Raw genomic sequence first — 13,593 nt, forward strand, 5'->3', positions numbered from 1 at the left:
GCTCAGCCGAGCGCCCCCGGCAGCACCACTTCGCCCACGCGCTTGAGGTACGGCCACGCGATCTCCGGCGGCAGCCCACCGCACAGCGGCGACAGGTTGAGCACCTGGCCCGCCTTCACCCGCGAAATCGCTTCCGGCACCGAGATAATCACATGCGACGCCCCCGTCTCACGCAGCTCGTCGATGGTGTTGACGTGGCTGAATCCCGCCGTCGTCTCGTCCCCCGGATTCCACGCGGCGTAGGTGCGCACGTCGTGCAGCAGGTGTTCGCCGATCTCTTTCCACGCCTGGTCCACGTCCTCGGCGACGAATACGACCGAGGGCGTGTTGCGGTCGGGGAACATCGTCGGGCCGGGAGTATGCCCGTGCTCGCGGCAGGCCTCCTCGTAGGCCTCCTGCATGCCGGGCGCGTTGGCGTTGCCCAGCATGCCCAGGCCGTACCGGCCGGCCCGCCGGGCCGCGGCGACCGTGCCCCCACCCCACATCAGTCCCGGCCCGCCGGGAGTCAGCGGGCGGGGCGTCACACTGATCCGCCGTCCGTCCTCGACGACGGTTTCACCGGCAAGAAGTCGCCGCAACAGCGCGAGTTTCTCGTCGCAGAGGCGACCGCGCTTCTTGATCGGCAGGCCGAAGTGCTCGAACTCCTCGGGCCGGTAGCCCAGGGCCAGGATGTAGGAGGCTCGCCCGTTGCTGATGATGTCGAGCACCGCCATGTCCTCGGCGAGACGCACGATTTCGTAGAACGGCAGGATCAGGATCAGGCTCAGTGCCAGCCGCTGCGTCCGCGCGGCCACCGCCGAGGCCAGCAAGAACGGCGACGGCAGATAACCGTCCTCGGAGCCGTGATGTTCGCACAGGACGGCGGCTAGACCGCCGTGTTCCTCGGCCCACGCGGACATTTCGGGCGCCGCCGCGTACAGATCGGCTGGGGGCGCGGCCCATTCGGGATCGCGCATATCGAAGCGCAGTGTGTACACGGCAAACTCCTAGCTGCCCTAATCTTTGCGACGTACGTTACACGTTCAGTCGAAGGCGTAAAGCGGCAGCGTGGTCGGGAGGTCCAGCGAGCTCAGCAGGCCCGGGGGCGCTTCGACGACGTACGGGATCGCGTTGACGACGCGCATGGCCGTGGACGCCATCGCGGCTCGCCCCGCCCCGTGGCCCGCCGTCTCGCCCAGCGTCATCTCGCAGTAGATGTCGGGGTCTCCTTCGATGTCGACCCGATACGTGGCGTCACAGTCCGAGGTGGGCCAATCGGGTGCGACGTCGCGGGCCATCCGGATGACGTGCTCGATCACGATGGCCTCGCGGCCATTGACCACTCCCGCCGCCCGGGTGCGCACGGCACCGCAGGTGCCGGCCTTGACGGTGCCGAAGGCCACCTCGATGTCCCGGTCCGTGAGTTCCCGGTCGAGCGAACCGCGAATTTCCTCCACCTCGACACCGAGCCCCTCCGCCATCAGATGAATCGGTGCCTTCCAAGCCATTTCGATGAACCCGGGAGTCTTGAGCATCGGCTCGAAGTCCAGCGGCCGGCCAAAGCCCATCCCGTCCATCATCACGTCGGCCACCGGGTAGTGATCGTTGAGCGCCACCTCGCTGGCCGTGATCCGGCGGATGCTCTTGGACTGGGTCGTCATGAGCAGGGCGAGCTGATCGGAGGCGAAGCCGGGGAAGATGCCCGACACGTAGAACGACGCCTGGCCGGCTTTGGCCGCCGCGTCCAGTTCGTCGCGCCAGTTGGGCGCGAAATAGGACGGCGGGTACACCAGGCTGGTCGACGACGTCGACACCACATTGATGCCCGCCGCCAGCAGACGCACGTAGTCGGGCACGGCCGCCCCATCGCGGTCGGGGCCGCTGGCCGCGTAGACCACGCAATCGGGCTGCAGTGCGATCAGCGCGTCGGCATCATTGATGGCCGCGACGCCCAGGGGCTCGCCGCCGGCCAGCTCGCCCGCGTCTTTACCGACCTTGTCGGGTGAATGCACCCACACACCAACAAGTTCCAGGTCCGGCCGTCGTCGGATGGCATCGATCGCGTTCGAGCCGACTCCGCCGGTCGACCACACGACAACACGCATAGGCACTCTCCTCACTGGTCGTTTGCAAAGGCGGCCGCGGCGCGCTCGAGATAGGGCCACGCCACATCCGGTGCGACGCCGCCGCAGAGCGGGTGCAAGGGCAGCAGTTGCCCGGCGCGCACGTAGTCGACCGCCTCGTCGGGGGTGAAGATGCGGTACGGGCTGCCGCCCTTTCGAAGCTCCGCGACGGTGTCGGCGCGGATGATGCTGGCGACCGAGTCGTCGTGCGGCCGGTAGGACGCCGCCGTTTTCGCGTCGTGCAGCAGGTGTGCTCCCAGCTCATCCCAGGCCTCGTCGACGTCCTCGGCCACGAAAACCGCTGTCGGAGCGCCGGGTTGGGGAAACTGGATGATTCCGGGTTCGTGTCCGTGCGCACGGCACTGCTCCTCGTAGTACTCCTTCAGCCCGGGCGACGCGGTCTGCGAGATGAACCCGAGTCCGTGGCGGCCGGCCCGCCGCGCCGCGGCCTTGCTGCCGCCGGCGATCAGCACCATCGGCCCGTTGGGCGAGCCGCACGGTGGGGTGACGCGGACCGTGCGCCCCCGGTACCCAACGGGCTCACCGCGCACCAGCGGCCCAAGGACGTCCAGCATCTCGTCGGCCGCGCGACCGCGCGTGCTCATGTCGATGCCGAAGTGCTCGTATTCCTCACGGCGATGTCCCACGCCGAATGCGTAGGACACCCGTCCGCGACTGATCAGGTCCAGCACGCTGATTTCCTCGGCGAGCCGGACGGGATCCCATAACGGAACCGGCACCGCGGCCAGCAGGATCGCCAACGTGCGCGTCCTGGCCGCTATCGCCGACGCCAGGGTGAGCGGTACCGGCAGATGACCGTCGTCGGCGCCGTGATGCTCGGAGAGCACCGCCAGCACGGCGCCCCGCGTTTCCGCCCACTCGCACATGTCGATGGCCGCGGCGTACAGATCGGTGGCCGGTGCACTCCCACCCGGGGCGCGCATGTCGAACCTCAGCGTGAACATCAGCGCCCGCCGCCCCGAATTGTCGCTCGAAGGCGGGCAAAACGCTGGTGCGCCGTCACAGCTGCACCTTAACCTAAAATTTGTTCGTTAAGATAGTGCCCGCTTTCTTAAATCCTTGACCGCGCGGATTCGCGGCGGTAGTTTCCAAGTCGAACGTCGGGTCACAGCGGCCGCTGCGTCCACGTAAGTGCAACGGCCGCACTGGCTTTCGTCGTGTTGCGCGCCGCGCACGCACCTGAGGAGGAACAAGATGACGGCTCATCGCGTGGTGGTGTGGGCGACGGGTGGCATCGGCTCGATCGCCATCCGCGCGATCCAGCGGCGCCCCAATCTGGATCTGGTCGGCGTGTGGGTGCACTCGGACGACAAGGTCGGCAAGGACGCGGGCGAGCTGGCCGGCGGTGAGCCGATCGGCCTGAAAGCTACCAACGACGCCGACGCGTTGATCGCGCTCAAGCCCGACTGTGTCATCTACGCGGCCAGCGGTCCGGAGCGGGACGCGCTGGCCATCCCGGATTACGTCAAGCTGCTAGAGGCCGGGATCAACGTCGTGACCACCAGCACCACGCGATTGGTCAACCCCCACGCCTACGAGCCCGCGGAGTGGCGCGACCAGCTGGTCGCCGCGGCCAAACAGGGCCAGGTGTCGCTGTACGCCTCCGGCATCGAGCCGGGCTTCGCCGCCGACTATCTGCCGCTGGTGCTGTCCACGCAGTCGTCGTCGATCGACAAGATCCACTCCTTCGAGATCGGCCTGTACGACGACTACGGGGTTCCCGACATCATGAGTGATGCGCTGGGCTTCGGCCGTCCGCTCGACTACCAGCCTTGGATCAGCTACCCGGGCGCCACCGCCGGCGAATGGCAGGGGCAGATCCGGCTGATCGCCGACGCGTTGGGCGTCGAAGTCCAGGAAGTGCGCGAGGGTTTCGACCGCGCCGTCACCACCCGGACGCTGGGGGTTGCGATGGGCACCGTCGAGGCCGGAACCTGCGGCGCGCTGCGGATGCAGGCGATCGGCGTGGTCGACGGCCGGGAAGCCATCGTCATCGAGCACGTCACCCGGCTCGCGCACGACGTCGCCCCCGACTGGCCCACCGGGATCGGCGATCTGTCCTACCGAGTCATGATCTCCGGCGATCCGGACATCGACTGCACGCTGGCCGCGACGCTGAAGGATCCCGCGAAGGCCGGCATCGGCGGGATGACCTCCGGGGCGGGCGCCATGGTCGCCACCGCGATGCGCGTCGTCAACGCCGTCCCGTATGTCATTGCCGCCCAGCCGGGATTGCTGACTTCGGTGGATCTTCCGTTGACGATCCCGCAAAATGCGTTTGTCGGCGGGTAGTGCCCGCCGGTTACTCTGCGGGCGTGACGGTAAATCCCCTCGAGGAACTCACGCTGGAACGGTTGCGGCTGCGCACCAGCATGAAGTGGCGGGCGCATCCCGCCGACGTCCTGCCGCTGTGGGTCGCCGAGATGGACGTCAACCTAGCGCCGACGGTGGCCCAAGCGCTGCGGAAGGCCATCGACGACGGCGACACCGGGTATCCGTGCGGCACCGCGCTGGCCGAAGCGGTCAGCCGATTCGCGGCGCGGCGCTGGCAGTGGCACGACCTCGACGTGAGCCGCACGGCGCTGGTTCCCGATGTCATGCTCGGTGTCGTCGAGGTGTTGCGCCTGCTGACCGATCCCGGCGACGCCGTCGTCGTGAACCCACCGGTCTACGCGCCGTTCTACGCCTTCGTCTCCCACGACGGCCGCCGGGTGGTCGAGGCGCCGCTGCGTGACGGGCGAATTGACCTGGGCGGCTTGGAAAATGCCTTCGTCCGGGCCCGTGCCGGGGCCGCCAAGGACGCAAAGGTCGCCTACCTGTTGTGCAATCCGCACAACCCGACCGGATCGGTGCATACCGCCGACGAACTGCGCGGGGTCGCCGAGCTCGCCCGGCGATTGGGCGTGCGGGTGGTCTCCGACGAAATTCACGCGCCCATCATCCTGCCGGGATCGCGCTTCACCCCCTTCCTCACCGTTCCCGGCGCCGAGAACGCCTTCGCCCTGACCTCGGCATCGAAGGCCTGGAACTTGTCGGGATTGAAAGCCGCGCTGGCGATCGCCGGACCGGAGGCGGCCGCCGACCTGGACCGGATGCCCGAGGAGGTCAGCCACGGGCCCAGCCACCTCGGCGTGCTCGCCCACGCGGAGGCATTTCGCAGCGGCGACGACTGGCTCGACGCGACCCTGCGGGGTCTGGACGAGAACCGGACATTGCTGGGTGAGTTGGTCGCCGAGCACCTTCCCGGAGTGAAATACCAATGGCCGCAAGGCACTTACCTCGCGTGGCTGGATTGCCGCGAACTCGGTTTCGACGAGGAGGCCTCCGATGGCCTTGCCGTGGTCGCCGACCTGTCCGGACCCGCCCGCTGGTTCCTCGATCACGCGCGGGTGGCACTGAGTTCCGGCCACGTGTTCGGAACCGGCGGAACCGGACACGTGCGATTGAACTTCGCCACCTCGCAGACCATTCTCGGCGAGGCCCTGTCGCGCATGGGCCGCGCCCTGACCGGGGCACGTTAGGCAATAGCACCGAGCCACAAGGCCTTTCGGCTATGCGGAGACTTCCTCGGTACCCCGGCCCAAGTTGCGGAACCCTTGGGCGGGTTCCTTCATGCCGAGCGTGAAGGGCAGGCTGTCGATCTCGAACTTCGTCGTCGCACCCAGCCGACGAAGGAAACTGCGCCGGGGCGCCGCGACGGGAACCTGCAACGATGCGAGGTCGATGTAGTGCGTCGGGGTTTCGCCGATGCCGTCGAAGACGTGCACCAACGGCAGGCACAGGTCACGCATCTGCTCGTCGAGGCAGGCGGCGACGGGATCGGTCATCAGCACGTATTCGGCAACCGGCACCATGTTTTTCAGCATCCGGTGCACCAGGATGACATCGAAGCCGGCCAACTCGGCATGGCGCTTCACCTTCTGATCCGCCACCTCGCCCACGTGCACGACGAACTTGAGCGACAACTTGTCCAGCTGTTCGCAACTCGCACACTGGCAGGCGATGTCGTTCTTCATCTGCTCGCGCCGCTGCAGAAACGCCGCACGCATCCGTGACAGCCGGTCGCACACCACCACTTTGGCGTGGCTGTCCGGTGCCCAGAAGAACGCGGCATCGCCCTCGAGTTTGGCCAGCTTCAAACCCTTGCCCGCGTTGATGACCGACTCCAACAGGCCCGCCACCGTCAGCTGGGCATGGGCAAGGTGCGTCCGGTTCCACTGCATGTAATGCGTGTAGCCGCCGATGTCGGCGATGAGCAGAACCGCGCGCCGAATTGCCATGAATAAACGAGTTTAATGGCCCTCTGGGCCCAGCTCAATGAATCTGCTACTAGACGAACTCGCGTCGGCGAGAGAGGCTAGCAGAGGTGCCGGTTCACCGGAGGAGCTGAATATGCATGTGCTGCGAACCCCGGACTCCCGATTCGAAAACCTGGAGGGCTACCCGTTCGTTGGGCACTACCTCGACGTAACCGCAAGCGACACCCGCCCGCTTCGCATGCATTACCTCGACGAGGGGACGATCGAAGGGCCGCCGATCGTGCTGCTGCACGGCGAGCCCACCTGGAGCTACCTCTACCGCACGATGATCCCGCCCCTGACCGACGCCGGGAACCGTGTGCTGGCGCCGGATCTGATCGGGTTCGGGCGTTCGGACAAGCCCAGCCGGGTCGAGGACTACACCTACCAGCGACACGTCGAATGGGTGACCTCCTGGTTCGAGCACCTCAACCTCAGGGACGTCACCCTGTTCGTGCAGGACTGGGGATCGCTGATCGGGCTGCGCATCGCCGCCGAGCAGTCCGACCGCATCGGGCGGCTGGTGGTGGCCAACGGTTTCCTGCCCACGGCGCAACGGCGCACTCCGCCCGCCTTCTACGCCTGGCGTGCCTTCGCCCGCTACTCCCCCGTGCTGCCCGCGGGCCGCATCGTCAGCGCCGGGACCGTGCGCCGGGTGCCGTCGAAGGTTCGCGCCGGGTATGACGCGCCCTTCCCGGCTAAGTCCTATCAAGCCGGGGCCCGGGCCTTCCCTCAGCTGGTGCCGACCTCGCCCACCGATCCGGCGATTCCGGCCAACAGGAAGGCGTGGGAGGCCCTCGGCCGCTGGGAAAAGCCGTTCCTCGCCATCTTCGGGGCCCGCGATCCCATCCTCGGGCAGGCGGACAGCGCCCTGATCAAGCACATCCCCGGTGCCGCGGGCCAGCCGCACGCCCGCATCAACGCGAGCCACTTCATTCAGGAGGACCGCGGACCCGAGCTGGCCGAACGCATCCAGTCGTGGCGGCAGGCATTGCTCTGAGGGCCCGCCGACCTGACGGGTCCGCGAGATGCCTACCGTCAGTGGGCAAGTGGGCCACGCGATGCAGTTCGCAATGACCCTCAGCGCGTAACCGCGAGCACCGCCTCCGCCAGCTCCGGACGGCAGACGACCAGATCCGGCAGCTTGGGATCCGGTTGGTTGTAGGCCAGGGCGGACCCGTCGATGCGAGAGGTGTGCAACCCGGCGGCTCGCGCCACCGCCACCGGCGCCGCGGAGTCCCACTCGAACTGGCCGCCGGCGTGCACGTACACGTCGGACAAACCTTGGACGATCGAGGCGACTTTGGCTCCCGCGGAGCCCATTTCCACCAGGACTCCGTCCAGCGCGTCCTTCACGCTCAGGGCGATGGCGGGCGGTCGGGTGCGCGATACCACGATGCGCGGCTTCCCTGGGACGGCGGGAGGCGAGGCAACGTCGGGAGTCGCCAGCGTGATGCCCTGTGCCGGTAGCGCCACGGCGCCGGCGACCAACTCACCGGCTTCCCAGAGCGCGACGTGCACGGCCCAGTCGTCGCGACCCAGCTCAGAGAACTCCCGGGTGCCGTCCAGCGGATCGACGATCCAAACGCGGTCCGAGCGCAATCGCACCGGGTCATCGGCGCCCTCTTCGGACAGCACCGCGTCGGCGGGCCTTTCGGCGGTGAGCGCCTCCATCAGGAAATCGTGGGATCGCTTGTCCCCCGCGGCTTTCCGTTCAGCGGCTTCCGCTCGCGCGAACTCGTCTCGAACGCCGAGTAACAACCGACCGGCCTCGGTGGCCAACCGTGCGGCCAGATCATGGTCATTCATCGGCACTCCGCGGAATCCTCAATATCTTGGCAGCGATGACCAACTTTACCCTGTCATGCGCGGAGGCGGGCAGCAGCCCGCCGGAGAAGTTTCACCCGTAATCTAATGAGCGTGAGCGGCAACGCCAACGTGCCATTATCGAGGCGGTTGCGGCACACCTCGCGGGGGCGATTGATCGGGGCCGGGATTGTCGCGGCCGCGGTGCTGGTCGGGGTCCTCGCCGTGGTGGGCGTGCAGCTGAGCCGGGGCCATCAGAGCGCGACGGCGCCCAGCGCCCAGCCGTCGTCATCGGCGCCGGAGAGCTTCGCCATCCCGGGCTGCTATAACCCCTCCGTTCCGCCGGTCGCGCGTCCGAAGAAGCTGAACGTTCTGGGCTGCGCCAGTGTGGCCGTTGCGCTGCAGGACATGTCGTGGACGTCCTGGGGACCGCAGGGCGCCGACGGGACCGGCACGGCGGTGTTCAAGCTCTGCGACCCGAATTGCGCGGCGGGGTCTCAGCTGACCGAGCCGGTCGTCGTGCACGCGTGGAATCCGCAGCCGCCGCGGCGCGAGGCGATCTGCCAGTCCGGCTTGGAGATTTACGCCGATATGATCCTGGCCTTCCCCAAGGGCGTTCCCCCGCCGACGGTGCAGAAGATGAACACCCAGTACAACGGCGAGCCGGCCGTGCACTTCGCCAATTACTCGAGCGGCGACACGCGCGGCACCCAGTTCATCGGCTACACGTTCTGCAATTAGCCGCCGAGCGCCGGTCGCTCAGACCTCGATGACGACCGCGCCGCCCTGGCCGCCGCCGGCGCACATCGCGGCGACACCGATGCCGCCGCCGCGGCGGGCCAGCTCGTAGGCCAAGGTGGTCACCATGCGTGCACCCGAGGCCGCGATGGGGTGGCCGAGGCTGCAGCCGCTACCGGAGAAGTTCACCTTCTCCTCGTCGATGCCGTATTCGCGGCAAGCCGCGATCGGGACGGAAGCGAACGCCTCGTTGATCTCCCACAGGGCGACGTCGGAGGGCGACAGACCGGCCCGCTGCAACACCTTCCCGATGACCTTGACGGCACCCAGGCCGCAGTCGCGGGGCGCTACGCCGGCGGCGGCCCAGGCCCGCACCGTGCCCATCACGTTGAGCTTCTCGGCCTGGGCGTAGTCGCTGTCGACCAGCGCGACCGCGGCCGCGGCGTCGTTGGTGCCGCTGCTGTTTCCGGCCGTGATCGAAAAACCCTCGATCTCGGGGTGCAGCACCTTGAGGCCGGCCAGCTTCTCGATGGTGGTGTCGCGACGCGGGTGCTCGTCCACGGCGAACTCGGTGACCGAGCCGTCGAACTGGGTGATCTTCAGCGGCAGGATCTCGTCGGCGAACTTGCCGGCGTCCTGGGCCGCGACGGCGCGCTGATGCGAGCGGGCGGCCCAGGCGTCCATCTCCTCGCGCGTGATGCCAACCGCCTGCGCGGTGTTCCAGCCGACGGTGATGGACATGTCCTTGGCGGGCGCGTCGGGCGTCTCCACGTGCGTGGGGGGCATCCAGCGCTCCTCGAACTTCAGCTCGGGACCGGGGATGCGCCAGTTGGTCAGCGGCGTCATCGACAGCGACTGCACACCCCCGGCGATCAGCACGCGCTCCATGCCGGAGCCGATCTGGGCCGCGGCGTTCCCGATGGCGGTGAGGCTGCCCGCGCAGTGCCGGTTGACCGACTGGCCGGGAACGTGCTCCAGGCCTGTCGCGGTCGCCGCGTAACGGGCGAGATCGCCACCGCCATAATGAGATTCGGCGAAGATGATGTCGTCGATGTCCGCGGGATCAACACCCGACCGGCGGACCACCTCGGGCAGCACGGCGGTGATCAGGGTCTCGGGCGGAGTGTTGACCAGCGTCCCCTTGAACGATCGGCCGATCGCGGTCCGGACGGCTCCGACAATGACGGGTGTTCCCATGTTCTCAACCTCGTTGTTGTGGGCGGTCAGACGCCGCGAATCGTTTCAAATACTGTATAGGCAATAGTAATGGTCTAAGTTCGGTGGGTCGGTTCGTGTGACGGCGTTAACATTTAAGCGGTTCGCGTAAAACGGAGGCCAAGCCGTTGAAGACCAAAGGTGCGCTGGTCTGGGAACTGAACGAGCCATGGTCGGTCGAAGAGGTCGACCTCGGCGATCCCGCCACGGCGAGGTGACCGTCCAATTGGAGACGGCCGGTCTGTGCCACTCCGACCACCATCTGATGACGGGCGACTTCCCGATCCCGAGCTATCCGGTGCTCGGAGGCCACGAGGGCGCCGGCGTCATCACCGAGATCGGCGAGGGTGTCGAGCACCTGGCCGTCGGTGATCACGTGGTCCTGTCGTTCATCCCGTCCTGTGGAAAATGCACGCGGTGCCAGACCGGGCTGCACAACCTGTGCGACCTCGGCATGGGCCTGCTGTCGGGTCAATCGGTGTCCGACGGATCGTTTCGCGTCACGGCGCAGGGCCGAAACGTCATCCCGATGTCGCTGCTGGGCACGTTCGCACCGTATGTGGTGGTGCACCAGACGTCGGTGGTCAAGATCGACGCCGACCGCACGTAAGCGGTGGCCGCTATGGGCACAATGGCTGCATGACAACCAGACCCCTCGCCGGGCGGGACACGACAGAGCAACTCGCCTATCGTGTCGCGGCGATGCTGCTCGGCATCGGCACCCTGCACTTCGTCGCTCCCAAACCGTTCGACTCGATCATTCCGGTCGAGCTGCCGGGCAGCCCGCGGCTCTATACCTACGGTTCTGGCGTGGCCGAGTTGGCGATCGGGGCTCTGCTGGTGCCGCGGAGCACCAGACGCTCGGCCGCGCTGGCCGCCGTGGCGCTGTTCGTCGGGGTGTTCCCCGGCAACGTCAACATGTGCCGGCTGTGGTGGGGCAAGCCGTGGCCCATGCGCCTGGTCGCCCTGGGCCGGCTGCCGTTGCAGATTCCGATGATCACCACCGCGCTCAAGATTCGGCGCAACAGCTGACCGGCCGCGTAAGTTGGGCCGGCCGCGCCCACGAATGCGTTGTGCGACAAGCGGAATGCCCCGCACAAGCGACTAGGAGACCGGCGTGAGCAAAACGGGCATCGCGGCGTTGCTCGCCGTCGCGGCCGCCCTGATGGTCGGCGCCGGCGACGTCGTCCAGCAGCGCTCCGCACAGCAAGTCACCGATAAGCCGGTCGGGACCGTCGCCCTGTTTCGCCGGCTGCTGCGCGACAAGCAGTGGTGGACGGGCAGCCTGGTGGCCGCCGCCGGGTTCGGGTTCCAGGCCGCGGCCCTGGGTCTGGGCTCGGTGGTGCTGGTGCAGGCGCTGTTGGTGACCTCGCTGCTGTTCGCGTTGCTCATCAGCGCGCGGGTGAGACATCGCCGAATCACACGCCGGCAAGGGATTTGGGCGGTTTTGCTCGCCGTCGCGGTTGCGGTGGTGGTGACGGTCGGCGACCCCCAGCAGGGCGCCCCGCGAGGATCGGTGCACACGTGGACAGTCGTGGCGTTGGTCATGGGCCCGGCGCTGGTCCTGTGCGTGATCGGGGCGCGCATGTTTCCTGGTTCGGTCGGTGCACTGTTGCTGGGCCTGATGTCCGGCTCGCTGTGGGGGTTGTTTTCGGTGCTGACCAAAGGCGTGGTCGACCAGCTCGGCCGCGGTGTCCCGGAGTTGTTGCGCGCACCCGAGTTCTACGTGTGGGTGGTGCTGGCGATCGCCGCGACCGCCTGGGAGCAGTCAGCATTTCGGGCCGGCCCGCTCACCGCGTCGCTCCCGGCGGTCACCGTGGCCGAGCCCATCGTCGGATCGGTGCTCGGTGTCACCGTGTTGGGTGAGACGCTGCGCACCAACGACATCGGCTGGGTGGCCTTGGGTCTATCGGTCGCGCTGATGGCGGCCGCGACGGTGGCGCTGGCCCACAGTCAGGCCAGCTACGCTCCGTCGTCCGACGAAAAGCCCTCTCACACAGCGGAATCGGCATGAGGTCGACTCAGGGGTGAGCCGACCCGGTGCGCTGTGCCGTCGGGGTCGACGTAGGCGAATTCGCGCAGACCGTACGGTGTGTCCTGGGGCGCGATCAGGCGCCCGCCGAGGTCTTGCAGTGCCGCCCACTCGGCGTAGAGAGCATCGGCGTCACTGACGTAGAGGTACACGCCGGCGGCGGTGCGCAAGGGATCGTGCTCGGCCCACTCGGTGAGGTGGATCGACACCGACCCGCGATCGGCGAAGCCGTACCGGTCCGGGCCCTCGTATGCGCGGGCGTCGAAGCCGAGCCGGCGGTACCGGGAGAGTACGACGTCCAGGTCTCGGACGGGGACGATCGGCGATACCGAGGTGAAGTCGACTGCGGACACACAGCGAACATAACCGTTGGCTCCGCATGTGCGCACCACGGCGGTCCCTGACGTAAGGCCCTGCACGCGACCGCATATGCGGCAAATCCGCATGGGAGACCGCCTCGCTGTCGTAGGCTCCATGCGCATGAGGAGCCAGCTGACCGCGGCAGCTGCGATGGCCGCCGCCGGAATACTGATCACGGGGTGCGGCGGCGACCACGCGGGCGGCGCCGCGTCGTCGGCGGCGTCCACCACGACGGCGTCGTCGAAGACTCCCCTCGCGCAATCCGCGCTGCCCGACCTGATGCTCTCGCCGAACGATATCGACACCGTGCTGGGCGTGACCGGGACGACGAGCGACCCACCGCTTACCACGTTGGTGGAAGATCCGGTCAAGCGCCAGGACTACACGTTTGCCGCCGAATGCAGATACAGCACTCACGCCGCGTTGGCGTCGGTCTACGCCGACAGCGGCAGCACCGCGGTGTACGGCTACCACGACCAGGCGCCCGCGCCCGCGGGGGCCGATCAACTGGAAAGCCCTGACGTATACCAATTTGTGGTGCTGTTTGCCTCCCCCGAGCAGGCCGGCGCGTTCTTCACGACGTCGACCCAGCGCTGGCCCGCCTGCGCCAACCGGCAGGACACCGTTCCCGCCGCCGACGGCAAGCCCGAACTGCAGTGGAAGGTGGGTCAGGTGTCCAACGCCAACGGCGTTCTGAGCGCTCCGGTGACCCTCACCATCACCTCGAACGGCAACAGCGTGACCATGCCGTGCCAGCGGGCGCTGACCGTTCGCAACAACGTCGTCATCGATGTCGACGCGTGCCGCAAGGACATCGGGGACCTCGGTGTCAGCATCGCCACTCAGATCGCCGGGAAAGTCGACAAACAGTAGCCGTCACCGAGACGGCGAAATCCGAATAGCCTTCTGCTGTTTACCTATTGGCGGCCGTTCCGCATGGTCATGTGGGCGTAGACTCTGGCGGCCGAGACGGTGCTTGCGTCACCACTGAATCCGCTCTCAGCTACCTGGCATCGCACCA

Annotated in this window: 14 protein-coding genes and 1 pseudogene; 8 read left to right on the forward strand and 7 right to left on the reverse strand. The window is 67.6% G+C overall.

The genetic code is table 11. From position 1 onward, the window contains the following. Positions 1–2: 2 nt before the first annotated feature. From DQP57_RS11545 to DQP57_RS11555, 3 genes are read right to left on the reverse strand one after another with little or no spacing between them, the layout of a single operon-like run. A complete protein-coding gene (locus tag DQP57_RS11545; RefSeq protein WP_112633107.1) occupies positions 3–977 on the reverse strand; it encodes an LLM class flavin-dependent oxidoreductase in 975 nt (324 codons plus the stop codon). Between the two features lie 45 nt (positions 978–1,022). Beyond that, on the reverse strand, positions 1,023–2,084 hold the full coding sequence (locus DQP57_RS11550) for an NAD(P)H-dependent amine dehydrogenase family protein (protein ID WP_112633108.1): 1,062 nt from the start codon (positions 2,082–2,084) through the stop codon (positions 1,023–1,025). 11 nt (positions 2,085–2,095) lie between these two features. Further along, entirely contained in the window at positions 2,096–3,067 is a 972-nt protein-coding gene (locus DQP57_RS11555) for an LLM class flavin-dependent oxidoreductase (protein ID WP_112633109.1), read from the reverse strand. A gap of 250 nt (positions 3,068–3,317) precedes the next feature. Between DQP57_RS11555 and DQP57_RS11560 the strand changes: the two genes are divergently transcribed. Next, positions 3,318–4,415 carry an NAD(P)H-dependent amine dehydrogenase family protein gene (locus DQP57_RS11560; protein WP_112633110.1) on the forward strand — a complete coding sequence of 366 codons (1,098 nt, stop codon included), beginning with the start codon at positions 3,318–3,320 and terminating at the stop codon, positions 4,413–4,415. A gap of 23 nt (positions 4,416–4,438) precedes the next feature. Next, entirely contained in the window at positions 4,439–5,644 is a 1,206-nt protein-coding gene (locus DQP57_RS11565) for a MalY/PatB family protein (RefSeq protein WP_112633146.1), read from the forward strand. A 30-nt stretch (positions 5,645–5,674) separates the two neighbouring features. Here DQP57_RS11565 and DQP57_RS11570 read toward each other — a convergent pair whose 3' ends face one another. Then, positions 5,675–6,403: a DUF2652 domain-containing protein gene (locus DQP57_RS11570; protein ID WP_112633111.1), complete on the reverse strand. Its 729-nt coding sequence runs from the start codon at positions 6,401–6,403 to the stop codon at positions 5,675–5,677. Positions 6,404–6,515: 112 nt separating this feature from the next. Between DQP57_RS11570 and DQP57_RS11575 the strand changes: the two genes are divergently transcribed. Further along, positions 6,516–7,421: a haloalkane dehalogenase gene (locus DQP57_RS11575; protein WP_112633112.1), complete on the forward strand. Its 906-nt coding sequence runs from the start codon at positions 6,516–6,518 to the stop codon at positions 7,419–7,421. A gap of 80 nt (positions 7,422–7,501) precedes the next feature. On the opposite strand, the gene DQP57_RS11580 is transcribed toward DQP57_RS11575, so the two are convergent. Next, positions 7,502–8,230 (reverse strand): 3'(2'),5'-bisphosphate nucleotidase CysQ, encoded by a 729-nt coding sequence (locus DQP57_RS11580; RefSeq protein ID WP_112633113.1) that lies wholly within the window; start codon positions 8,228–8,230, stop codon positions 7,502–7,504. A gap of 105 nt (positions 8,231–8,335) precedes the next feature. Between DQP57_RS11580 and DQP57_RS11585 the strand changes: the two genes are divergently transcribed. Further along, positions 8,336–8,968 (forward strand): hypothetical protein, encoded by a 633-nt coding sequence (locus tag DQP57_RS11585; protein ID WP_430918899.1) that lies wholly within the window; start codon positions 8,336–8,338, stop codon positions 8,966–8,968. 18 nt (positions 8,969–8,986) lie between these two features. Here the strand turns inward: DQP57_RS11585 and DQP57_RS11590 are convergent, their stop codons facing one another. Then, a complete protein-coding gene (locus DQP57_RS11590; RefSeq protein WP_112633115.1) occupies positions 8,987–10,162 on the reverse strand; it encodes a thiolase family protein in 1,176 nt (391 codons plus the stop codon). 146 nt (positions 10,163–10,308) lie between these two features. Between DQP57_RS11590 and DQP57_RS11595 the strand changes: the two are divergent. The 3 genes and pseudogenes from DQP57_RS11595 to DQP57_RS11605 form a co-directional block, all read left to right on the forward strand. Continuing rightward, positions 10,309–10,775: pseudogene (locus tag DQP57_RS11595) on the forward strand (alcohol dehydrogenase catalytic domain-containing protein); the annotation flags it as partial. A 44-nt stretch (positions 10,776–10,819) separates the two neighbouring features. After that, the gene (locus tag DQP57_RS11600; RefSeq protein ID WP_112633116.1) at positions 10,820–11,212 is read left to right on the forward strand and encodes a DoxX family protein; all 393 of its coding nucleotides are present in this window, start codon (positions 10,820–10,822) and stop codon (positions 11,210–11,212) included. A gap of 85 nt (positions 11,213–11,297) precedes the next feature. Further along, entirely contained in the window at positions 11,298–12,194 is an 897-nt protein-coding gene (locus DQP57_RS11605) for a DMT family transporter (RefSeq protein ID WP_112633117.1), read from the forward strand. On the opposite strand, the gene DQP57_RS11610 is transcribed toward DQP57_RS11605, so the two are convergent. After that, complete coding sequence (locus tag DQP57_RS11610; protein ID WP_205869099.1) at positions 12,173–12,565, reverse strand: bleomycin resistance protein; 393 nt, start codon at positions 12,563–12,565, stop codon at positions 12,173–12,175. The two genes, DQP57_RS11605 and DQP57_RS11610, sit on opposite strands and share 22 nt — an antisense overlap. 127 nt (positions 12,566–12,692) lie before the next feature. On the opposite strand from DQP57_RS11610, the gene DQP57_RS11615 reads away from it, so the two are divergent. Then, positions 12,693–13,445 (forward strand): sensor domain-containing protein, encoded by a 753-nt coding sequence (locus tag DQP57_RS11615; protein ID WP_112633118.1) that lies wholly within the window; start codon positions 12,693–12,695, stop codon positions 13,443–13,445. Positions 13,446–13,593: the final 148 nt, after the last annotated feature.

The sequence above is a fragment of the Mycobacterium colombiense genome, from assembly GCF_003284935.1.
Classification (GTDB): Bacteria; Actinomycetota; Actinomycetes; order Mycobacteriales; family Mycobacteriaceae; genus Mycobacterium; species Mycobacterium arosiense_A.

Bases quoted from the DNA above. Each gene is read 5' to 3' on its own strand.
- DQP57_RS11580 (WP_112633113.1), bottom strand. From the start codon at position 8,230: ATGAATGACCATGATCTGGCCGCACGGTTGGCCACCGAGGCCGGTCGG.
- DQP57_RS11615 (WP_112633118.1), top strand. From the start codon at position 12,693: ATGAGGAGCCAGCTGACCGCGGCAGCTGCGATGGCCGCCGCCGGAATA.
- DQP57_RS11555 (WP_112633109.1), bottom strand. From the start codon at position 3,067: ATGTTCACGCTGAGGTTCGACATGCGCGCCCCGGGTGGGAGTGCACCG.
- DQP57_RS11570 (WP_112633111.1), bottom strand. From the start codon at position 6,403: ATGGCAATTCGGCGCGCGGTTCTGCTCATCGCCGACATCGGCGGCTAC.
- DQP57_RS11585 (WP_430918899.1), top strand. From the start codon at position 8,336: ATGAGCGTGAGCGGCAACGCCAACGTGCCATTATCGAGGCGGTTGCGG.
- DQP57_RS11600 (WP_112633116.1), top strand. From the start codon at position 10,820: ATGACAACCAGACCCCTCGCCGGGCGGGACACGACAGAGCAACTCGCC.
- DQP57_RS11575 (WP_112633112.1), top strand. From the start codon at position 6,516: ATGCATGTGCTGCGAACCCCGGACTCCCGATTCGAAAACCTGGAGGGC.
- DQP57_RS11590 (WP_112633115.1), bottom strand. From the start codon at position 10,162: ATGGGAACACCCGTCATTGTCGGAGCCGTCCGGACCGCGATCGGCCGA.
- DQP57_RS11560 (WP_112633110.1), top strand. From the start codon at position 3,318: ATGACGGCTCATCGCGTGGTGGTGTGGGCGACGGGTGGCATCGGCTCG.
- DQP57_RS11550 (WP_112633108.1), bottom strand. From the start codon at position 2,084: ATGCGTGTTGTCGTGTGGTCGACCGGCGGAGTCGGCTCGAACGCGATC.